This window comes from Streptomyces sp. NPDC097981, from assembly GCF_040302565.1.
GTDB lineage: Bacteria > Actinomycetota > Actinomycetes > Streptomycetales > Streptomycetaceae > Streptomyces.
This window is the reverse complement of sequence record NZ_JBEORW010000028.1, coordinates 34,599-48,282: the sequence shown is the minus strand read 5'-3', so window position 1 is coordinate 48,282 and position 13,684 is coordinate 34,599. Positions and strand designations below refer to the sequence as shown.

Genomic DNA, 13,684 nt, shown 5'->3' with positions numbered 1-13,684 from the left:
AGTCCTGCTCGAGGCCGGCTCGAGTCCTCCCCGGATCCGGGTCAGGCCACCGCGGACCGGGGCTTTCGGCCCCGGTCCGCGGTTCCTGCGTTCCTGTGTCGCATCTCAGGCCGCGTACAGGTCGAAGGTGGATCCCCGGCGCGGGCCGGCCGGCACGTCGAGTGCCGGATCCACCGTCAGCATCGCCTGGTGCAGGCGCTGGAGCTGCGGGGAGGGTTCCACCCCGAGGTCCTCGATGAGGTGCATCCGCAGGCGGCGGTAGACGTCGAGCGCGGTGGCCTGGCGGCCGGAGCGGTAGAGCGCCACCATCGCCTGCGAGTGCAGGCCCTCGTGCTGCGGGTGCCGGGCGATCAGCTCGGAGAGCTCGGCGATGAGCTCGGTGTGCCGGCCCAGCCGCAGGTCCACGTCGATGCGCCGCTCGACGGTGACCAGCCGGCTCTCCTCCAGGCGCATGACCTCGATCTCGAGGATCGGTCCCACGCGTACGTCGACCAGCGCCGGGCCCTGCCACAGTGCCAGCGCCTGCCGCAGCTTGGTGGCGGTGCGCTCGTCGTCGCCCTCCTCGAAGGCGCTCTGCCCGTCGGCCACCAGCCGCTCGTACTCGTGGACGTCCACGCTCTCCGGGGCGATCTGGAGCAGGTACCCGCCGTGCCGCGTGGCGAGGACCTCCTTGGCGCCGCCCGGGTCACCCGGCCCCATGGCGGTGCCGAGCCTCCTGCGCAGCTGCAATATGTAGGTCTGCAGGGTGGTGAGCGCGCTCTGGGGCAGGTCGGTGCCCCACACCTCCTCCATCAGGGTCGGTACGGGCATCACCCGCCCCGGGTAGAGCGCGAGCAGCGCCAGAATCTGGCGCGGCTTGCCGGCCGTCGGAACAATCGAGCCCCCGTTGACTTCGGCACTCAACGGACCCAGAACCTGAATCTTCACGGTTTCCTCCGCACGTCGTCGAGTTCCCATCGATTTCAAGCCTTCGACTGAGGCACAGTAGCGGGATCCAGGGCAACACCCCTCAATTTCTTGAGCGTCTGTCGAGCACACCTCCAATTTCGACGTTTGCGCACTTCAGTCAAACTGTTAGATTCCCTTGCGGGATGACTGCCGGAACGTAATTCAACGACCGGCCGTACAGGTCTTTCCGCGATTGCCACCGGATCGCTGGGAGGAGTGACCGATGGAATGGGACGTAAGTCGGAGCGACGGCCTGGACTTCCGCGTCCTGGGCCCCGTCGAGGTGCACGACCACCGGTCGGGCACCCGGATCACACCGTCCGGCGCCAAGCAGCGCGCCCTGCTCGCGGCCCTGGTCGTACGCGCCGGGGAGGTGCTCTCCGCCGAGCGGCTCATCGACGAACTGTGGGGGGACCGCCCGCCCGCGGGCGCGGCCAACGCGCTGCAGGCCCATGTGGCCCGGCTGCGCCGGCTGCTGGCCCCCGCCGGCGAGGGCGATCCCGGCCAGTCCCTGATCACCACGCACCCGCTCGGCTACCTGCTGCGGCTCGGATCCGCCCCTACGGACGCCCAGCGCTTCACCCGGCTCTCCGCGCAGGGCCGGGCGGCGGTCGTGGCCGATCCCGCGCACGCCGCCGACCTGCTGGACCGGGCCCTGGCACTGTGGCGCGGCCCCGCGCTGGAAGGCAGCGGACGGGGCCAGATCTGCGCACGGGAGGCGGAGCGGCTGGAGCAGAGCCGGCTGACCGCCCTGGAGACGTGCTACGAGGCGAAGCTGCGCGGCGCGCGGCACGCCGAGGTCACCGGGGAACTGGAACGACTCACGGCGGCCCATCCCACCCGGGAGCGCTTCTACGACCTGCTGATGCTCGCCCTGTACCGGTGCGGCCGCCGGTCCGAGGCCCTGGGCGTGTACGAACGGGCCCGGCAGCGGCTGATGAGCGAGATCGGCATCGGGCCCGGGCCGGCCCTGCGGGACCGGATGGAGTCCATCCTGCTGCGGGAGCCGGGACTGGACTCCGCCGGACCGCTCCCGGCCGCCGCGGGCGTGGACGCGGCCGTGGACGCGGCAGTGCTGGACCTGTCCGGGGAAATCGCCCGTCTGCGGGCCCGCATCGACGCCATCGGCCGCGAACAGGACGAACTCGTACGCCGTTTCACACTCCTGTCCGAAAGGGCCCGGGAAGTCTCGTCCGGCCGCTGACCGAATGGGAGCGCAAGCAACATTGCCCTTTCGCTCGAGATATTCTCCAGCGCCATTCCAGCGGCGGCAGATATGCGCCCGCCCGGAGTCTTTTCGGCAATGCGACGGCCGATTTCGCGCACCCGGTTCACACCCCGGCGAGTTCCGGCAGCACGAGGCGGCGCGGTGCGGCGCGCCCCCACGGAAATCCGTGGTGCAGGTGGACCGCCGGCAGGTGGGCGACATCGACCTCCACCGCCACCGCCGCCAGCACCTCCGGCACCGGCTCGACCTCGAGGAACCGCCAGCGCCGCGCCGAGTCGTCGGCCGGCGGCCGGAAGGAGAGCACGCCCTGGTCCTCGGCCAGGGTGAAGGCGAAGGAGTCGAAGGGCAGGGCGAGTCCCAGGCCGCGGGCCTTGGAGTACGCCTCCTTCAGCGTCCACAGGCGCAGGGCGCGCCGGTCGCGCGGCCGCCCGGGGGCGGCGCGGGCGATCCAGTCCTGCTCCTGGGGGGAGAACGTCGCGATGATGTTCTCCAGCCCGCGTTCGCCCCGGTCCAGCCGCTCGACGTCCACGCCGATGCGGTGCTCGCGGGACACCCCCAGCAGGTTGTACGCGTGGGCGTGCGAGAGGTTGAAGTCCAGGGTGTCGGCGCCGCGCGGCAGTCCTCCCGTGGGCATCTGGAGGAACGGCCGCCCGCGCGAGGAGCGCCAGATGATCGCCTCGGCCTCGGGGATGCCGGTCTCCAGGGCCAGTACCCGGCGCACCAGGGCGTGGGCGACGAGGTACTGGCGGCGGTCGCGTTCGAAGAGGAAGCGCGCGGCGACCTCCTGCTCGTGCTCGTCCAGCCAGTACGAGGCCAGGGTGGCGGCGATCCCGGGGGCGAGGTCCTCGTTGGGACAGAACCACAGGTTGATCGGGACGGGCCCGTTCTCGTCCGGCCCGGAGGACCAGGAGGACCCCGAAGGCCCAAAGGCCCCGGAAGGCAGCAGGGTCATGCCCGCTCCTCCTCGCCGCCCAGCCACAACGGGGTGCGCAGGAACGCGGACGCGGGCAGCGGCACGGCCACGGCGCCCGCCCCGTGGGCCCGCTCCAGCGCCGCCCAGTCGACGTCCAGTCCGGACAGCCACAAGCTCCTGACCTGGTGCAGGTGTCCGGCCCGCCACAGCGCGGCGAGGTAGTCGGCGGTCTCGGGCACGGCGCCCATGCCCAGCGGGTCGGCGCCGCCGCCGCGCAGGTCGGCGCACGGGCCGCCCTCCGCGGCGAACCGCTCCAGGACCTCCGCGAGTTCGTCGGTGCCGGCGACGACGGCCGCGAACCGGCAGTCCATGGCGGCGCGCCCGGTGCGCAGGGCGCGGGCGAGCACCCCCAGCTCCGGTACCGGGCCGGCTCCGCGCAGCAGCTCGGCGAACCGGCGTGCGGTGGCGACGAGATGGGCGGGGGTGGGCGCGGACAGCACGAACAGCTCGGCGGCTCCGTCGGCCCCCGCGGGTCCGGCGGCCTCGCCGGCCCCGGCGGCGGGGAGGTACTCCTCCAGGATCACGTGCGCGGCGCAGCCACCGGCTCCGTGCGCCCCGACGGACGCCCGGCGGGGCGCCTGCTCCCCGCCCTCCCAGGCCTGCGCCTCGGCCCTGCCCGGACCGGGCACCAGGACCCGGTGGCTCAGCTGGAGCACGGCCCGGGTGAGCGCGGCCGCCGCGGTCACGGCCCCGGCCTCGCCCACGAACGCCCGTACGGAATCGGTGTCCTCGCGAACGGCGACGGTGGAGGCGTCCACCGCGGCCGCCCGCAGCGCGGCGCCCAGCACCCGCTGCCCGGGAGCCTCCTCGTCACCGCCGGCGGCGCGGGACCCTCGGCCGGGTCCGGCGGACGGGAGGCCCGGTGCGGTGTGCCCGACGGCGCTGCCGCGGATCACGCAGTGGACGGTGTCCCCGTCGGCCAGGGCCCGCGCCAGGGGCTTGAGCAGCAGCGCGCCGACGCCCTCGCCCGCGCCGGTACGGCGGCTGGAGGGGTGCAGCAGCAGCTGGACTCCGCCCACGAGCGCGGCGGCGCATTCCCCGGCGCGCAGGGCGGCCGCCGCCAGGTGCAGGGCGACGAGCACGGAGGACTCCGCGGTGTCGACCGACTGGCTGGGGCCGGTGAGGCCGGCCAGGGCCGAGAACCGGTTGGGCAGGCTCCAGTGGCCGCCGCGGGGCAGCCGTACGGGCCGCTCGCGCGTCCAGGTCCGGGCCGCGAGCAGCGCGTAGTCCCCGGTCCCGGCGCAGGTGAACACCCCGACGCTGCGCGCGGTCCCGTCCGCGGCGGTGAGGGCGTCCAGGCGGCCGCCGGTGCATCCGGCGTCCTCGAGGGCTTCCCACGCCGTCTCCAGGAACAGCCGTTCCTGAGGGTCGATCAGGGCCGCCTCGGACACGTCGATCCCGAAGAACCCGGCGTCGAAGTCCTGGACGCGCTCCAGGTAGTGGCCCCGCTCGTCGCCGGGCCGCCCGGACGGCGGAGCCCCGGCGCTGCCGCGCCCCTCGCGCGCCTGGCGCCAGAACGAGGCGAGGTCGGGCGCGCCCGGGTAGCGTCCGGCCATCCCCACCACGGCGATCCGCTCGGTGGCGGACGGCCCTTCCCCGGCCCGCTCCCGCACGGTGTCCGGCCGCGGAAAGGCCACGGGCACCGGAACCGTGCCGCCGCTACGGGCAGCCGTACCCGTGGCGGTACGGGCACCGGCGCCGGTGCCCGTCAGCAGCGCGGCCGCCTGTGCCCGGTCCAGATGACCGTTCTTGAACCGGGTCAGGACTTCCTTCTCGTCCATCTGGACGCGCTCCTTCTGGAGTGAGAGACGGCTTCAGCCGCGGCGGGCGAGCAGCACGAGCGCCTCGTCCACGCTGAGCCGGTCTTCGCGGACCGCGTCCAGCAGGACGTCGAGGTCGTCCCGGGCCGCCGGACGGGAGGCGAGCTCCGGCGCCCGGGCGGGGGCGGCCTCGTGCCCGGAGGCTCCGGTGCGCACGGCGATGTAGGCAGCCATGGCTGCGATGTTGGGGTGTTCGTAGAGCAGGACGGACCGCTCCTTCATGCCGAAGGTGCGGTTGACGACGGCGATGAACTCGGCGCCCACGATGGAGTCGACGCCCAGCACGTTGAACGGGGCGGTGGTGTCGATGTCCCAGGCGTCGCAGCACAGGATCGCCGCGAGCTGCTCGCGCAGCACCTCGGCGATCTGCTGCGCCGCGGGCGCCCCGGCGGGTTCCCGTACGGGTTCCCGTACGGGTTCCGGTGCGGATTCCCGTGCGGGGACGGTATCCACGGCGGAAGCGGGAGAAGCGACGGAGGCTGCGGGAGCGGCGGGGGCTGCGGGAGCGATGTCGGCGGCGGGAACGGCGAGCACCGTGGCGGCCGGCCGGGCCTCCCCGCTGTTCATCGCCCGCTTGACCTCCCGTGCGAAGGAAGCCGGCGTCGGGTAGTCGTACAGGTCGGTCGCCCGCACCCGCAGTCCGTACCGGCTGTTGACGACGGCCACGAACTCCACGACCAGCAGGGAGTCGAGCCCCAGGGTCCGGAAGGTCTGCTCGGGGTCGATCTTCTCCGCTTTGATCCGCAGGACGTCGCCGAGCACCCCGACGAGGTCGTTCAGCACATCACTGGGATGTTCGTTCGTCATCGATTGCTCCTCCAAGCCTTCAGTGGCACACGGTCCGGTATCGGTGGTCCGGCGCGCCGCCCACGGGGCGGGCCGGGAGATCGGGCGCCGGCACTTCGGAGCGCGATTCCCTCACCGCGCCCTCGGGCGCCAGGATCGGCAGCAGCAGGGACCACAGTCCGGAGACCCGGCGCTGCAGCTCGGCGTAGGGCATCGCGGTGCCGGCCATCGCCTCGATCCCGCAGGCTGCGGCGGCGACCAGCGATTCGACGCTCTCCCAGCGGCCCTCGGCGCGCAGTTCGCCCGCGTCGCGGGCCTGTCGCAGCAGCCCGCAGACTGCCGCGAGCCAGATCTGGTGGAAGTCTGCGACGGTCTGGGGAAGGCCCGCGCACTCCTTGGTGAGGCGGAAGCTCGCCGGGATCGCCGGCTCCTCCCGCAGGGTGCGGGCCATCCAGTACGTGGTGTCGACCAGCGTCTGGAGCGGAGAGAGCCCGGCTTCGAGCCGCTCGCGTACCGACTCGTCCAGCAGCGCGCGGCCGCGCAGCTGGACTGCCTCCGCCAGTTCGTCCTTGGAGGCGAAGTGGAAGTACAGCGCCCCCTTGGTCACTCCGGCGAACGCGGCGATCCCTCCGATTGTCGCGTTCGCGTAACCGTTGCGGTGGAACATCTCGGCCCCCGCGTGCACCAGCTTCCTGCGGGTCCGCTCCGACCTCTCCTGCATCGCGGTTCCTCCTCGGCCCCGACCTGTGGCTGTCCGGTCGCGCGGCCGCACCTCCGGGCCGTCCGCGGCGTGCCGGATGGGGTGTGCGGGCATCTCAGCCCACGCGTACGAGTCGCTCGTTGCCGGTCTCCGCCACCCCCGCGGGGCTTTCGGGGCCCGCCATGAGGATCGAGCGCTGCAGCCTGCGCAGGGCGGCCGACGGCTCGAGCCCGAGCTCGCGCACGAGGACTCCGCGCAGCCGCTGGTAGACGTCGAGCGCCTCGCCCCGGCGGCCGGACCGGTGCAGGGCCAGCATGAACTGGCCGTGCAGGTTCTCGTGGGTGCGGTAACTGCTGGCCAGTACGGTCAGTTCGGCGAGCAGCTCCCGGTGCCGTCCGATCCGCAGATCGGCCTCGATGCGCTGATCGAGGGCGCACAGCCGGGTCTCCTCCAGCCGACGGGTCTCCATGTCGAGCTGGGTGCCGCCCTGTACGTCGGCGAAGGCCGGCCCCGACCACAGGGACAGCGCCTCGCGCAGCAGCCGGGCCGCGCCCGGGAAGTCGCCCGCGTCCATGGCCCGGTAGCCCATGCCGGCGAGCCGGTCGAACTCGCGGACGTCGCTGGTGCCGCCGCCGCTGTTGAGCAGGTAGCCGCCGGGCAGCGTGACGAGCACGTCCTTGGCCGTACGCCGGCCGTCCCCGCCCTCACTCCCCTCGCCCTGCTCCAGGGCCGTCGCGATGAGCGTCCGAAGCTGCAGTACGTAGGTCTGCAGCGTCGTGCGGGCGCTGCGCGGCGGTGTCCCCGCCCACAACTCCTCGATCAGGGCCGACACCGGGACGACCTGGTCGGCGTGCAGGGCCAGCAGTGCCAGCACCTGTCGCGGCTTGGGGGCGGTCGGCGTTACGGAGACTCCTTGTTCCCGCACCGCCAGTGTGCCCAGTACTTCGATGTCCACGTCGTACTCCCCTGTCCGTGGATAAGCCTGACTCAGTAAAAAACAGGACCAGCGGTTTGTCAATATGAAACCGACCATGCTGTTTTTATTGATCAGCTCATCCAGTGGAGCCTCAATCACCGCTCTGACCTGCAGGAATCCATCTCTCGCAGGAGAGGTCACCCTCAAAGACGCGCCCCGGCTGCGCTCCAGAGCGGACCTAGGTGGATCAAAACAGACTGTTCAGTCTTGGAGCACGCAGATGCCCCGGTCTTCCGTTCGCATGCACGGAAGACCGGGACGCAGAGCCACTACAGCGGGCGGGGCCCCTCGGCGTCGAGGTCCGCGAGACGGGCCGTCGGCACGACCGTCGGCAGCAGCAGCCGCCAGAACCGGGTGATGGTGGAGTCCGAGAGCCACTCCGCCTGCCGGACCCCGAGCACCTCGAACCCCACGGTCGCGGCCACCACGGCGCTCACCACGTCCGAGGCCGTCACCTCCGGACGCAACTCGCCCTCGGCATCAGCCTGTTCGAGCGTCTCTAGGACCCATCGCCGCCACCACTCACGCAGATCGGCACGCGGCGGGCGGGAAACCTCGCCGCTCAGCTCGAACCCGGCCCGCAGCACCACGTCCCCGCGCAGCGCAGTCGCCAACCGGTGGGTCACGTCGACCAGGAGCTGCATACGGCTTGCCCCGAGCGGGAGACCGGCTTCGGTGACGGCCAGCAGCCGGGCCAGCGCCGCCTCCTCGACCGCGTCGGTCAGCACGGCCTTGCTGGTGAAGTGGTGGTGCAGCGCGCCGTTGCTCACCCCGGCCAGCTTACTGATCGCGGTGAGGGACGCCACCGCGAATCCCTCCCGGTCGAAGATCTCGGCCGCGGACCGGATCAGGGTGTCGCGCGTACGCACCGCGCGTTCCTGTTTGGCCATCAACTACTCCGTCACTGCAAGGGGTTGCCACGCCTGCGGAAGGGCAGGCGGCCAGGGAAGCTGCGACGAAGCCGGCCGGGGAGCTGGACTCGCTGGCACCCCCGGCACCACCGCTCACAGTCACACCAGGCCGCTCCCCACGATGCAGCGAGCCCACTACCCTAGAGTCTAACAAACCGCTTGCGCGGTTTTAATAGCATTGCGGAGCTGAACGCGCTGCTACCGGCAGCGGTGCGCCATGTTCGAACAGGCATATACGAACAAACTGCGCCGGCGACATGCCCGGCCCGGGCGACACACGGCACATGGGCGAGGTCTTCATCAAGATCAACGGACGGTTCCACCACGTGCGGCGGGTCGTGAACCAGGACGGCAGCGGGCTCGACAGCCCGGCTGAGAACAAGCGGGACGCCAAGGCCGCGATCAGGTTCCCCCGCCGCCGCCTGAGGCATTTGCCGTAGGTGCCGCGGGTGGCGGTTGCCGACCAAGCTCGGCTCCTGCGGGGCCGCCCACCGGCAAGTGACCCCGTCCGCTGAGCATACGATCCGACTATAACAAACCGCTGGTGCGGTTTCTGCGCACGGTCGAAGAACGCCCGCCGAAATCCACGGGGAGAAGGGGCGGTGAAGGCCCCCTGCCTACCGTCCGGACACAACAGAAAGGCTCCGGGGCCAAGTTCGCCGCGGAGCCTGTGGCTCTGTCCCGTACGCCGTGCCCGGCACCCGCTCAAGCCTGGCGCAGCACCACCGGAAGAGCCCCGTAGCCGTTCAGCAGGAAGGTGGGCATCGGCTCCAGGTCCTGCTCCGGGCAGCCGAGGGCCATGTCCGGGAAGCGCTCGAAGAGCGCGGCGAGAGCGGTGGTGGCCTCCAACACGGCCAGCGGGGCGCCCAGGCACCGGTGCACGCCGTGGCCGAATCCGATGGTGTCGCGCTCGGTGCGCAGCAGGTCGAACTCCGCGGCGTCCGCCCCGTACCGCTCCGGGTCGCGGCCAGCGCCCGCGAAGGAGACGAGGATGGCGTCGCCCTGCTGGATCTTGACCCCATCCAGGTCGATGTCCTCCACCGCAAAGCGCATGGGCGAGTAGCTCGCGGGGCTGTGGACCCGCATCGTCTCGGCGACCACGTCCTCCCAGCTGGCCCGGCCCTCCCGTATGTGCGCCAGCTGCTCGGGACGGGACAGCAGCGCGCCCAGGGCGTTGGTGACCAGCGTGGACGTGGTGTCCTGGCCCGCCGCGATCAGCAGGAAGAGGGAGCCGAGCAGTTCGGTCTCGGTGAGCGCGTCGCCGTTGTCCCGGGCCTCGATCAGCGAGGACGTCAGGTCGTCGCCCGGCTCAGCGCGCTTGGCCGCCACGTGCCCGGCCAGCAGTCCGAAGGCTGTCATGCGCGCGGCTTCCATCTCGTCCGCCGTAACCGTAGTGCTGAACACGGTGTGCAGCGCGGCCGCCAGCGCGTCCCGCTCGGGGCCCCGCTCGACTCCGAACAGCTCGCATATCACCTGCAGGGGCAGCAGTTCCGCGAACGCGGAACGCAAGTCGACGGGCTGGCCGGCCGGCACGGAGTCCAGTCCGTCGAGCAGCTCGGCGGTCAGCTCCTCGACCCGGGGCCGCAGGGCCGCGGACCGCCGCGCTGTGAACGCCCCCGCGACAAGGCGGCGCAGCCGACTGTGTTCCTGGCCGTAGGCGAACAGCATGTTCTCGTTGGCCACCCAGGGATAGAGCGGCCAGTCGGGCGTTATTCGCCCGTCGACGAACTCCGGCCAGTGCCGTCGGGCGTCCTTGGAGACCCTCGGGTCGAGCAGCAGGCGCTCGACGTACGGCTGGCCCACCACGGCCCAGGCGCGGACCCCGCCCGGGAGCTCCACCTCGACCGCCGGTGCCTGCTTCCGGAGCATCGCGACCTCACCCGCGATGTCCCGCCCCTCCACGTCCAGCGCGTACGGGCAAGCAGCCATGTCCATCTATGCACTCCATTCGGTTGGTCGTTGCGTTTCCGTACGCCGTCACACCCACGCGCACCGAGGAGAACGTCGCGCCCCCTCCCCCGTTCCGTTCGACGGCGCCAGGAACAGGTCATAGACCCGGTCCCACGGGCCATAGCGTTCGGGCACGTCACGCCATGGGGCGCCGGTCCGAGTCCGCCACCGTATGCCGTCTATCAGCTGCCGCCGCGCCCACACCTGCGGCCGGCCCGGCTTGATGCCCTGCGACAGCAGCGGCTCAAGCCGGGCCCACTGCCCGTTCGTCAGATCCCCACGCCCCACAGGACGTGATCAAGAACGAACAAGATCCACTTTCGCAACAGGCCCTAGGCCGCCTCGGACGCCGCCTCGGCCTTCGCGTCGCGCAGCCTGACGGCTGCCTCGTACACGCGCTCCGCGCGGTCCGCGGCGAAGTCGAGGCGCACCAGCACCCCGGGCATGGCGATCGCGGTCAGCAGCGTCCGCATCAAGTCGGTCACCCGTTCCACCATGTCCGCGTGCCCGGTCATGATCTTCGACAGAACCTGGACGCCGGTGAAGCTGCCGGTGAACATCTTGGCCGTGGCCTCGATGTCGACGTGAGGAAGGATCTCCCCGCACTCCTTCGCACGGGTGAGCAGCGCCGTGTTGTGGTCGTTCCAGCCCTGCATGGGGATGCGGCGGTCCAGGCCGTCGACCGGGGAGCCCTGGTCCACGGTGAGCCGCACGCTCCCCCGTACCAATGGGTCGCCCTTGTACAGCAGGTGGGCGAGTACCAGTGCCTCGTCCAAGCTCTGCTGCAGGTACAGTTCCGACTCCGGTACCGGCGGCAGGGCTTCCACCTGCCCGGCCAGCACTGCCTGGGCAAGCTCTTCCTTCGAGGTGAAGTGGAAGTAGAGCGCTCCCTTGGTCACCCCGGATTTCTTGAGCACCTCGGAGATCGTCGCGGACTCGTAGCCGACCTCGTCGAACAACTCCGCCGCCGCGACCAGGATCTTCTGCCGTGTACGAATGGCTCGTTCTTGCCGCGCCATACACCCTCCGCTACCACTCGGGACAAGAACAAACCGCGAGGTTTGCACTCTCCCCCGTGCTCACGTGGCGTGATTACCGCGCCACCGTCCGATATCGCCCCTGGTCAGCCTAGGTACCGACCAAGCCATCCTCGACTATATCCGCACTCGGCAAAAAAAACCAGGGTACCGGTTTTTGCTTGTCACCTCTTGAAAACAAAACCGGTTAGTTCGTATCTTTGGCTCTGCGTAACTACTTCGGTTCCTAACGGGGGGATGGTCCGATGTTGGCACTGACGCGTGAGTACGCGGAGACCTATCGACGCAGCGGGAGTGGCGTGGCTGACCTCCACCCCGCCCCGATCAGCGTTTTGCCTGCTCAGCGGGACTCGACCAAGCCTGGCCCCAGGCCCACATCTGCCACCCAAGAGCTGACCCACCTGCTCTTCGACCGCGACGACCGCGAGCGGGTCCACGGGGGCTGGCGGCGACTCCTCGCCGGCAAGGCCTTCTCCTACCTTCCGGACCTGACTCCGGGAGAGCGGACGGCGGTTTCGTACGACCGTCTGCGTATGGTCAACAGCACGGTCGACGATCCGATGGCGCTGGCGCACGACGCCCGCCTGCTGGCCGGGCTCCACGAGTGGGCCGGGTTCGTGGACGGGGGCCTGTGCACCCTGGCGAGCATCCACTACAACCTCTTCATGGGGAGCCTGCTCGACCACGAGGTCTACGGACGGGACCTGTCCACTTTCACCTCGATGCGGCGCATCGGGACCTTCCTGTGCACCGAGCTGGCACACGGCAACGACGTCGCCTCACTGCAGACCGTCGCCGTCTTCGACCCGGCAACCGGCGGCTTCATCCTGAACACGCCCAATCCGGGTGCGCGCAAGTTCATGCCCAACACCAGCCTCATCGGCGGTCCGAAGAGCGCCCTGGTCGCGGCTCGGCTCCTGGTCGACGGCGAGGACCAGGGCATCTTCCTGTTCCTGACCCCGCTGAGCGACCACGCCGGGCACCTGCCCGGGATCACCGTCCGCCAACTGCCACACCGCACGGGAACGCCGGTCGACCACTGCCTCACGTCCTTCGACCACGTATGGCTGCCGCGTGAGGCCATGCTGGAGGCCGACCACGGCCGGCTGGACGAGGACGGCACGCTGACCAGCGCGCTGGGAAACCGGCGCAAGCGCTTCCTGCGCTCCGTCAACCGCGTCACCGTGGGCAAGCTCTGCATGAGCGCCGGCACCTTGGGCATGGCACGGGCCGCGCTGACCATCGCGGTGCGCTATGCGCACCACCGGCAAGTCGGCGGCCCGAAGACCGGCCAACGCATCCCGGTGGTCCGCCACCGCAGCCACCACAGCAGGCTGCTGCACTCTCTCGCGAACGCCTACGCCATGACCTTCCTGCACCGGACGGTGATGGACCGCTTCGTCGCGCACGAGGAAGCGGAGCGCGAAGAGGTGGAGCGCCTGGTCGCCGTCGCCAAGGGCTGGATCACCTGGCAGGCGCGGGAGATCGCGACCGAGTCCCGCGAACGGTGCGGCGCGCAAGGCCTGTTCCCGGCAAACAGGATCTCGGACCTGCCCGGGAACATCGAGGGCGGGATCACCGCGGAGGGCGACAACCTGGTGATCTGGGTGAAGGCTGCCGCCGAGATGGTGTTCGGGCACCAGGTGGACCCCATCAGCTCGGACACCCGGCCGCCCGGCGAACGCGACCTGACGGACCTGCGTTTCCTGCGCGACCTGCTCGCCTCCGTCGAACGGACCTGGCAGGCACGCGCCCGCATCGCACTGCGCCAGGGCCCCTCCGGGGACCCGGTCGGCCGCTGGAACGAGTCCTCCGGCGCCGCGCTGGAGATGGTCTCGGCCCACGCAAGCAGGCTGGCGGCCGACGCCTTCCTGGAGGCGGCGGGGCGGGCGACCGAGCCCGCGACCCGCAAGCTGCTCACGAACCTGTGCTGGCTGTTCCTGCTCCAGCAGCTGCGCCAGCACACCGGTGACCTGCTCGCGGAGCAGCGGCTGACGGTGCAGCACGTACTCGGTCTGCACGAGACGATCGACGCCGTCCTCGCGGAGCTCGCCCCGCACATGATGACGCTCGTGGACGCCTTCGACCTGCCGGACGAGTTCCTCGCTGAGGCCCCCATCGCCAACGCGGACTACCTTGACCACTACCGGTAGAGCGCCACTCCTGACCCGTGTGCCGCGAGTCTCGCCGCTCGCGGCACACGGGTGTCAGTGAAGGGAACGGGACAGCGCTGCCTCATGGGATGACTGCTCCCGTGTCGGCCCGATCAGGGCGATCACGAAGCGAACACCCCGTACCGCGCACCTTCCCCGACCACCTTCTGCAGTTGCCTGTCGTCCCGTGCGAAGACGAGCC

At 71.0% G+C, this 13,684-nt stretch carries 12 protein-coding genes and 1 pseudogene; 3 read left to right on the top strand and 10 right to left on the bottom strand.

What is annotated here, in order from left to right:
- Positions 1–105: 105 nt before the first annotated feature.
- Positions 106–927 (bottom strand): AfsR/SARP family transcriptional regulator, encoded by an 822-nt coding sequence (locus ABTY04_RS25470; RefSeq protein ID WP_352215707.1) that lies wholly within the window; start codon positions 925–927, stop codon positions 106–108.
- 244 nt (positions 928–1,171) lie between these two features.
- Here ABTY04_RS25470 and ABTY04_RS25465 point away from each other — a divergent pair, with 244 nt between their 5' ends.
- Positions 1,172–2,152, top strand: coding sequence for an AfsR/SARP family transcriptional regulator (locus ABTY04_RS25465; RefSeq protein ID WP_352215706.1), 981 nt, complete (start codon positions 1,172–1,174; stop codon positions 2,150–2,152).
- Between the two features lie 127 nt (positions 2,153–2,279).
- Here the strand turns inward: ABTY04_RS25465 and ABTY04_RS25460 are convergent, their stop codons facing one another.
- The 6 genes from ABTY04_RS25460 to ABTY04_RS25435 all read right to left on the bottom strand — a co-directional run bounded on the left by ABTY04_RS25460 (position 2,280) and on the right by ABTY04_RS25435 (position 8,321).
- A complete protein-coding gene (locus ABTY04_RS25460) occupies positions 2,280–3,128 on the bottom strand; it encodes a 4'-phosphopantetheinyl transferase family protein (RefSeq protein WP_352215705.1) in 849 nt (282 codons plus the stop codon).
- A complete protein-coding gene (locus ABTY04_RS25455; protein ID WP_352215704.1) occupies positions 3,125–4,930 on the bottom strand; it encodes a beta-ketoacyl [acyl carrier protein] synthase domain-containing protein in 1,806 nt (601 codons plus the stop codon). Before ABTY04_RS25455 ends, ABTY04_RS25460 begins: the two co-directional genes overlap by 4 nt.
- A gap of 33 nt (positions 4,931–4,963) precedes the next feature.
- The gene (locus ABTY04_RS25450; RefSeq protein ID WP_352215703.1) at positions 4,964–5,776 is read right to left on the bottom strand and encodes a phosphopantetheine-binding protein; all 813 of its coding nucleotides are present in this window, start codon (positions 5,774–5,776) and stop codon (positions 4,964–4,966) included.
- A gap of 19 nt (positions 5,777–5,795) precedes the next feature.
- Positions 5,796–6,476, bottom strand: a complete 681-nt coding sequence (locus ABTY04_RS25445) for a ScbR family autoregulator-binding transcription factor (RefSeq protein WP_352215702.1) — start codon at positions 6,474–6,476, stop codon at positions 5,796–5,798.
- A 94-nt stretch (positions 6,477–6,570) separates the two neighbouring features.
- Positions 6,571–7,410, bottom strand: coding sequence for an AfsR/SARP family transcriptional regulator (locus ABTY04_RS25440; protein ID WP_352215701.1), 840 nt, complete (start codon positions 7,408–7,410; stop codon positions 6,571–6,573).
- 290 nt (positions 7,411–7,700) lie between these two features.
- Positions 7,701–8,321, bottom strand: a complete 621-nt coding sequence (locus ABTY04_RS25435; RefSeq protein WP_352215700.1) for a ScbR family autoregulator-binding transcription factor — start codon at positions 8,319–8,321, stop codon at positions 7,701–7,703.
- Between the two features lie 305 nt (positions 8,322–8,626).
- Between ABTY04_RS25435 and ABTY04_RS25430 the strand changes: the two genes are divergently transcribed.
- Positions 8,627–8,782: a DDE-type integrase/transposase/recombinase gene (locus tag ABTY04_RS25430; protein WP_352215699.1), complete on the top strand. Its 156-nt coding sequence runs from the start codon at positions 8,627–8,629 to the stop codon at positions 8,780–8,782.
- Positions 8,783–9,047: 265 nt separating this feature from the next.
- On the opposite strand, the gene ABTY04_RS25425 is transcribed toward ABTY04_RS25430, so the two are convergent.
- The 3 genes and pseudogenes from ABTY04_RS25425 to ABTY04_RS25415 form a co-directional block, all read right to left on the bottom strand.
- Complete coding sequence (locus ABTY04_RS25425) at positions 9,048–10,277, bottom strand: cytochrome P450 family protein (RefSeq protein ID WP_352215698.1); 1,230 nt, start codon at positions 10,275–10,277, stop codon at positions 9,048–9,050.
- Positions 10,278–10,382: 105 nt separating this feature from the next.
- Positions 10,383–10,580: pseudogene (locus tag ABTY04_RS25420) on the bottom strand (transposase); the annotation flags it as partial.
- A gap of 44 nt (positions 10,581–10,624) precedes the next feature.
- Complete coding sequence (locus tag ABTY04_RS25415) at positions 10,625–11,311, bottom strand: ScbR family autoregulator-binding transcription factor (RefSeq protein ID WP_352215697.1); 687 nt, start codon at positions 11,309–11,311, stop codon at positions 10,625–10,627.
- Between the two features lie 317 nt (positions 11,312–11,628).
- On the opposite strand from ABTY04_RS25415, the gene ABTY04_RS25410 reads away from it, so the two are divergent.
- A complete protein-coding gene (locus ABTY04_RS25410) occupies positions 11,629–13,482 on the top strand; it encodes an acyl-CoA dehydrogenase family protein (protein ID WP_352215696.1) in 1,854 nt (617 codons plus the stop codon).
- Positions 13,483–13,684 lie beyond the last annotated feature (202 nt).

Excerpts from the sequence above, each read along its gene's own strand:
- ABTY04_RS25460 (WP_352215705.1), bottom strand. The coding sequence starts at position 3,128 with ATGACCCTGCTGCCTTCCGGGGCCTTTGGGCCTTCGGGGTCCTCCTGG.
- ABTY04_RS25425 (WP_352215698.1), bottom strand. The coding sequence starts at position 10,277 with ATGGACATGGCTGCTTGCCCGTACGCGCTGGACGTGGAGGGGCGGGAC.
- ABTY04_RS25430 (WP_352215699.1), top strand. The coding sequence starts at position 8,627 with ATGGGCGAGGTCTTCATCAAGATCAACGGACGGTTCCACCACGTGCGG.
- ABTY04_RS25465 (WP_352215706.1), top strand. The coding sequence starts at position 1,172 with ATGGAATGGGACGTAAGTCGGAGCGACGGCCTGGACTTCCGCGTCCTG.
- ABTY04_RS25415 (WP_352215697.1), bottom strand. The coding sequence starts at position 11,311 with ATGGCGCGGCAAGAACGAGCCATTCGTACACGGCAGAAGATCCTGGTC.
- ABTY04_RS25445 (WP_352215702.1), bottom strand. The coding sequence starts at position 6,476 with ATGCAGGAGAGGTCGGAGCGGACCCGCAGGAAGCTGGTGCACGCGGGG.
- ABTY04_RS25455 (WP_352215704.1), bottom strand. The coding sequence starts at position 4,930 with ATGGACGAGAAGGAAGTCCTGACCCGGTTCAAGAACGGTCATCTGGAC.
- ABTY04_RS25435 (WP_352215700.1), bottom strand. The coding sequence starts at position 8,321 with ATGGCCAAACAGGAACGCGCGGTGCGTACGCGCGACACCCTGATCCGG.
- ABTY04_RS25450 (WP_352215703.1), bottom strand. The coding sequence starts at position 5,776 with ATGACGAACGAACATCCCAGTGATGTGCTGAACGACCTCGTCGGGGTG.